Annotated in this window: 7 protein-coding genes and 1 pseudogene; all 8 read right to left on the reverse strand. The window is 33.0% G+C overall.

All coding sequences use genetic code 11. From position 1 onward, the window contains the following. A partial coding sequence (amrA, locus tag COZ07_RS01365) for an AmmeMemoRadiSam system protein A (protein ID WP_406606808.1) occupies positions 1-481 on the reverse strand: 481 nt, incomplete at its 3' end. 341 nt (positions 482-822) lie between these two features. Next, a complete protein-coding gene (gene hypE, locus COZ07_RS01370; RefSeq protein ID WP_406606809.1) occupies positions 823-1,833 on the reverse strand; it encodes a hydrogenase expression/formation protein HypE in 1,011 nt (336 codons plus the stop codon). Between the two features lie 49 nt (positions 1,834-1,882). After that, on the reverse strand, positions 1,883-2,491 hold the full coding sequence (locus COZ07_RS01375) for a transposase (RefSeq protein ID WP_406606810.1): 609 nt from the start codon (positions 2,489-2,491) through the stop codon (positions 1,883-1,885). 75 nt (positions 2,492-2,566) lie between these two features. Next, positions 2,567-3,667 carry a HypD family hydrogenase formation protein gene (gene hypD, locus COZ07_RS01380; RefSeq protein WP_406606811.1) on the reverse strand — a complete coding sequence of 367 codons (1,101 nt, stop codon included), beginning with the start codon at positions 3,665-3,667 and terminating at the stop codon, positions 2,567-2,569. Further along, on the reverse strand, positions 3,664-3,879 hold the full coding sequence (locus COZ07_RS01385; RefSeq protein ID WP_406606812.1) for a HypC/HybG/HupF family hydrogenase formation chaperone: 216 nt from the start codon (positions 3,877-3,879) through the stop codon (positions 3,664-3,666). Before COZ07_RS01385 ends, hypD begins: the two co-directional genes overlap by 4 nt. 154 nt (positions 3,880-4,033) lie before the next feature. Further along, on the reverse strand, positions 4,034-6,307 hold the full coding sequence (gene hypF / locus COZ07_RS01390) for a carbamoyltransferase HypF (RefSeq protein ID WP_406606813.1): 2,274 nt from the start codon (positions 6,305-6,307) through the stop codon (positions 4,034-4,036). Continuing rightward, complete coding sequence (gene hypB, locus COZ07_RS01395; RefSeq protein ID WP_406606814.1) at positions 6,304-6,963, reverse strand: hydrogenase nickel incorporation protein HypB; 660 nt, start codon at positions 6,961-6,963, stop codon at positions 6,304-6,306. Before hypB ends, hypF begins: the two co-directional genes overlap by 4 nt. Positions 6,964-7,057: 94 nt before the next feature. Next, a pseudogene (locus COZ07_RS01400) lies at positions 7,058-7,290 on the reverse strand (resolvase); the annotation flags it as partial.

Raw genomic sequence — 7,290 nt, forward strand, 5'->3', positions numbered from 1 at the left:
CACCAGGATAAATACCCGCTTTACGTTTAGTAATATCAATCTGCTCCTCTACTGTATCTACACCTTCTAAATCAGGCAATAGCAATCCTTTTTTAAAACCGCTACTTACAATTACCCCATATTTCTTGGGGTTAAGTTGGGAGATATCCTCAACTTCTTCGGGAGGAGATAAAATATCAACTGAAATAGTTAAATCATTTAATTCAGAAATCGTTACTGGAGGGAAACGAGGGTCACCAGTAGCTGCACTAATAGCATTTCTGATAATCTCAGCAACTATATTTTCTTCAGTCGGTAAAAAAGTACCGATACATCCTCTTAAATTTCCATATTTTTTAAGAGAAACAAATGCTCCAGCCTTTTGATTTATTATCTCTTCAGGTAAATCTTGGGGAGGAGAAATTATATTTCCATATTTTATATAATTTTCAATTGTCTCTCGTGCTAATCTAACATAAGCACTTTCCTTTTTATCTTTCATATTTATAACCACCTTTATAAAAATTTACCAATATATCAATTCACCAATTCTCCTATTGGCCAATTACCCAATTAGTTTAATTAGCAAGTTTCCCGGTCCTCCAGCAAGTCGTGTAATCTGTAATATGTGAAAAGTAATCTGTTTTTTTTAAACTTAAAACATTAACTCATTACTCATTACATATTACCTATCACTGTATTTCTATATGCTGCTCCTTATACGTTATTTATTATACATTTTATTCGACGAATTATAAAAAAATCCTGCTATTAAATTATCATCTTTAGTATGCTATCTAATTTTAATTGGTGAATTAGTGAATTGGGGAATAGGTTAATTGACTAACATATCCTGGGCAATTGTTCACCAGTTAGCATATCGACTATTCTTTTTCCACCAATGATAGTATTAAGATAAACTTTTCCTTCTGAACTTTTTAATACTTTCCCAATAACTTTTGATTCTTTACCATATTTATTTTTTCTCATCTTTATTAAGATATCAGAAACCATCTCTAATGGAACAAAGGCTACCAATTTTCCTTCATTGGCCAGGTATAAGGGGTCGTAACCTAATATTTCACATGCTGCTCTTACCTCTTCCTGAATATAGATATCTTCTTCATTTATTTCTAGATCTACTTTTGAAGATAGAGCTATCTCCTTTAAAGTAGTAGCCAAACCTCCCCGAGTAGGATCTCTTAGGACATGAATATCTTTACTAACTTTTAATATATCTGCGACTAAAGAAGAAAGTGGAGCAGTATCACTTTGGATCTCTGTTTCAAATTTTAAGCCTTCCCTTTCTGATAAAACCGCAATCCCGTGATTGCCTATAGGACCATTTATGATAATTATATCTCCTAATTGAGCATTACTTCCAGAAACATTTACTCCATCTTCCACTACTCCCAAACCTGAAGTATTAATAAATATTTTATCTGCCGCTCCTTTATTCACTACTTTAGTATCTCCAGTTACAATATCTACTCTGGCAATCGCTGAGGCTTTTTTCATACTGAAGACAATCTTCTCTAATAAACTTAAAGGCATCCCCTCTTCAATAATAAAAGAACAACTTAAATATAAAGGGGTTGCTCCACACATTGCTAAATCATTAACTGTACCATAAACTGCTAACTCTCCAATATTCCCTCCTTTAAAAAACAAAGGGTCCACGGTATAAGAATCAGTAGTATAAGCCAAATTTAATCCATCTATATTTAATATCGCACCATCATCAAGTTTTTTCAAATAATTATTATTAAAATTAGCTAAAAATAATTCCTTGATTAGCTTATAAGATAATTTACCTCCGCTACCATGACTTAGCAATATTTTATCTTCCTTCATTATTTTTTTCCCTTCCATTCGTTAATTTTATTTCCTTGGATTTTTGCTATTAACGCCTTGTAGGGGCAGACTTTATGTCTGCCCTAATTTTAGGTTGAGAGTGTATTTCCTTCCAAAAATCTTCCTCTTTTTTATCTATTTTACCCCGAGGATTTTCCTTATCAAATTCCCATCGAGTTGGATTATTAATAATATATTCTCTAATGCAATTCAACGATTCCTCGCTACGTATTATATGGTCATAATAATTCCGTTGCCATAGGCGTTTATTGAACATTGGCCAATTATTTATTTTCACCCCTAAAATATATTTATAAGTTGTAATTGATTTAAATGCTTGAATAATACGACTAAGCGGTGGGGCAGACACAAGGTCTGCCTTATTACGGGCAGACACAAGGTCTGCCCCTACTGTATTTATACACAAAATTGCATGCACGTGATTTGGCATTATTACAAATTCATCTAATTTTACAGAAGGAAATCTATCGGGTAAACTATTCCAAACAGAATGAATCATTACCTGCACATATTTAAATTTTAACAACATTTTCTGTTCTGGGGTACATATCGTTATAAAATATGCTCCAGGATAGGAATAATTGTATCCATGAAGACGAATAGACTGACGATTACACTTCTTATTTTTAATGTTCATGGACAACATCTCCTAAACCTGTTAAAGGTAGATACAGGATCTACCTTTTTACGGGCAGACACAAGGTCTGCCTTATTACGGGCAGACACAAGGTCTGCCCCTACTGTATTTATAATAGGCGGCACAGGTGCCTTCACTGGAAACCATACAAGCACCTTGGGGGTCTTCAGGGGTACAAATCTCTCCAAAGAGAGGACATTCAGGAGGAATAATTATTCCCCTTAAGACTTCGCCACAACGACATCCTCTTGTTTCTTTAGTTTCTTCTATTTCCACTTTAAATCTTCTGGCATTATGCTGATTATATTTATCTTTTATCTCTAAACCACTATGGTGGATATTGCCTATCCCTCTCCAATTAGAATCAACCACTTTAAATACCTCATTAATTCTCTCTAGGGCAATCCTATTCCCTTCTGGTTTAACTACGCGTTTATATTGAATTTCCACTTCTGCTTTATCATTTTCAATTTGATTAATAAGCATATAAATACCTTCTAAAATATCTAATGGTTCAAATCCGCAGATGACACAAGGAACTCCATACTGAGCAGCAATAAAATTAAAAGGTTGACTCCCAATAATGGCACTTACATGTCCGGGGCAAATAAACCCATCAATATTTACCTCTTTACTTTCTAATAAAGCTTTCATTACTGGAGGCATAATCTTGGCTACACTCAAAACAGAAAAATTATTAATTTTACCTTCTTGGGCTTTTAATATTGCACTGGCTATAGTAGGAGAAGTTGTCTCAAAACCCACCCCCATAAAAATAACCTCTTGGGAAGGATTATTTTGGGCAATTTTTAAAGCATCTAAAGTAGAATAAACAATTCTAATGTCTGCACTATTAGTTTTTTCTTTCTCTAAAGTAGAAGTAGAACCTGGAATCCTGATCATATCTCCAAAAGTAGTTATAATAAAATCTTCTTTTCGGGATAAACTAATTATCTCATCAATATGGGAAACGGGAGTAACACATACTGGGCAACCCGGCCCAGAAATAAGATTAATATTGGTAGGTAATATTTTTTTGATATCATTTCTGAATATAGCTACCGTGTGGGTTCCACAAACTTCCATTAAATTTACCTTTTTTTTGGAAATAATATTAATTTTTTGTAAGATGTTTTGAGCTATTCTTTTATCCCTATACTCATCAATATATTTCAATCTATTTTACCCTCCCAAGCCTCAAATATTTTTAAAGCCTCTATTTGATTGATTACTTCAATAGCAAAACCAGCATGCAAAAGTACATACTCTCCCACTTCAACTTTGGGAATTAGATCTAAACTTGCTCTTTTGATAATTCCCCCAATTTCTATTTCGGCGGTATGGTCATTAAATATTTTCTTAACTCTTCCCGGTATCGCTAAACACATTTTCTTCACCTCTAATTCAATTCACCAATTGATCGATTGACCAATTCTCCGATTGACCAATAAGCTATGTAATGTAATATGTAACAAGTAACCTGTAACCCGAAACTTGTCACTATTCACACATTACTCATTACTTATCACTGTATTCTATACGCTATTCACTCCCCGCTACTACTGCTTGTCCTAAAGATATTCCTCCGTCATTGGGAGGAACTTTTCTCTGAATATACACCTGAAAATCATCTTTTTTTAATAGAGAAATGATTTTCTCGGTTAAATAACGATTTTGAAATACTCCTCCGCTTAAAGCAACTTTATTAATACTGGATTTTTTTCTTATTCTACCACATAAATCAACTGTAAATTCTGCAACAGTATTATGAAATTTAACCGCTATTACTCTTTTATCTATCCCCTTTTTAAGATCATTAACTACATTTATAAAAATTTCTTGAGGATCAATAATAAATTTCTCCCCTTCTTTATAAATACTAAATTTATATCTCTCCTTAATTCTGACCGTACAAAGTGATTCTAATTCCATAGCCGCTTGTCCCTCGTAACTTACCTCATCTCTTATTCCTAATAAGGAAGATATAGCATCAAAAAGACGTCCACAACTTGAAGTAAGAGGAGAATTTATTTTTTGATCTATCATCTTTTCGATGATCAATAATTTTTTGTTCTCTATCCTACGATTAAAATCTATTTTAATTTTCTTGGCTTTTGAGCCATAAATAGAATATAAATAACTATAAGCTATCCTCCAGGGTTCTAAAATAGCTTTATCTCCCCCAGGTAAGGAAAAATACTTTAAATGACCTACTCGGGAATATCTTTTTAAATCGCAGATTAAAAATTCTCCTCCCCAAACATTATCGTCATCTCCGTAACCTGTACCATCATAGGCTACCCCAATCACTGTTTCTGTAATATTATTTTCGGCCATACAACTTACTATATGAGCCTGATGATGCTGAACTTTGACTATTTTTACTCCCTTTTTAGCTCTTATTTCTTCTGCATATTGAGTAGATAGATAATCAGGGTGGAGATCACAAGCAATAATTTCAGGGTTGGCTCTAAATATTTTCTGCAAATTCACTATAGCTTCTTTAAAAAAATTTAAAGTATCTACATTTTTTAAATCACCCAAATACTGACTTAAAAAAACATAATTTTCTCTAGAAAAACTAATGGTATTTTTTAGTTCCCCACCTAAAGCTAATACTTCTTTTAATGGGAAGTTAAGGATAATAGGGTCAGGAACATATCCTCTTGACCTTCGAAAAAACACTTTATCATTATTTATAATTTTTACTACAGAATCATCACAACGGTTAAAGATATCTCGATTATATAGAAGATAAAAATCAGCTATTTGGTTTAATTTTTCTAAAGCTTTCTGATTATCACTAATTATTGGTTGATCTCCAAGGTTACCACTGGTCATAACTAAAGCTAATATTTCTTCTTTTAATAAAAGATAATGAAGGGGGGTATAGGGTAACATCACTCCCAAATAATTGTTGTTTGGTGCCACCATTGGCGAAATTAAATTATCCTTCTTCTTTTTTAAAAGAACAATGGGCCGAGCTCGATTGATCAGCAATGCTTCTTCTTCCGGTTTAACTTCACAAAATTGTTTAATCTTTTCTAAATTGAGAGACATTAGAGCAAAAGGTTTGGCCTCCCTATTTTTTAAAAGACGTAATTTAGATACTGCTCTATGGTTAGTAGCATCGCAGGCTAAATGAAAACCTCCTAATCCCTTAATTGCACCAATTTTTCCCTTCTTTAATAATCTAATTGCTTCTTTTATAGGATCGATATTTTTTAATTTTCTTTTATTGCGGTAAAGAAATACTTTTGGACCACACTCAGCACATGCATTAGGTTGAGCATGGCATCTTCTATCTTCCAGATTATCATACTCATTCTGACATTGAGGACACATCTTAAAAACGCCCATAGTAGTCTTTTCACGGTCATAGGGTATATCTTTTATAATGGTAAAACGGGGGCCACAATTAGTACAATTTATAAAAGGATAACGAAAACGTCGATTATGAGGATCAAATAATTCTTGTAGACAATCTTCACAGATACTAATATCCGGGGAAACTAAGACAAAACTATCTTCTTCTTTAACTATACTCTTCTTAATGGAAAATCCTTTATAACCTAAAAGTGGCAATTTGGTAATTTCCATCTTTTCGATACGAGCTAAAGGGGGAAGTTTCTCGTAAATGTCCTGGACCAATTTATCTAATTCTTTTTCTTCTCCTTCTGCCTCAATCTCTACACCCTGGTTAGAATTAAGCACCCACCCGTATAGATGGAAAGGTTTTACTAATTTTTTAATAAAGGGGCGAAACCCAACCCCCTGAACTATACCTTTGATTATGATATTCTCTCTAATTTTCACCTCTTCTTTTTACTTACCTGCTCTTTTAACCAGATAAACCAATTTTCTAAGCCTTCCCCAGTCTGACAAGAAATTTCGAATATTTTTAAATTGGGATTTATATTTAAGGCATCTTCTTTAACTTTTAACCTATTAAAATTAGTATAAGGTAATAGATCAATCTTATTTATTATTAATACATTTGCATTATGGAATATCAAGGGGTATTTTATTGGTTTATCGTCTCCTTCAGGAATACTTACCATCACTACTCTATCCTCTTCTCCTAAATCATATCCTGCTGGACAGACTAAATTGCCCACATTTTCAATAACAAAAAGATCTATTTCCTTAAAATTATAGGAATCTAATACACTAGCTACCATATTAGCATCTAAATGACAAGCTCCATCGGTATTTATTTGAGTCACCGGGATATTATATTTTTCTATTCTCTCCGCATCTTTAGTAGTTTGAAGATCGCCCTCTATAACTGCAATCCTTAATTCATTCTTTAGTGAATCTATAGTCCTTTCTAATAGGCTGGTCTTTCCAGACCCAGGTGAACTCATTAAATTAATCGTATATACCTTATTCTTATTAAAAATTTCTCTATTTTTTTGAGCAATATTTTCATTTGCCTTCAAAATATTAGTAAAAACCCTTACTTTGGTCAATGTATTTACCTCCATTTATTCGTATCGCATATCGCATATCGCATATCGCATATCGCGTCAAAATACAGTAATAAGTAATATGTAATGAGCCTTTTTACGGGCAGACACAAGGTCTGCCCCTACTATTTTTATTTTTAAAATACTTTTCTGCTAATAGTACTGCTACAAAATCATCATATTGGCAAGGGGGTACTCTTAAGGATAGAGGGATAAGTCTAGAAATACCTCGAGGTGGATAGGCTTCAAAATATTTTTTTCTTGCCTCTAAAGTACTGAAATTTTCCTCAATTAAGATAATTTTTAATCGAGGAAAATAGTTTTTTAATT

Origin of the sequence: Candidatus Infernicultor aquiphilus, from assembly GCF_002784285.1 — a bacterium.
Taxonomy (GTDB): domain Bacteria; phylum Atribacterota; class Phoenicimicrobiia; order Phoenicimicrobiales; family Phoenicimicrobiaceae; genus Infernicultor; species Infernicultor aquiphilus.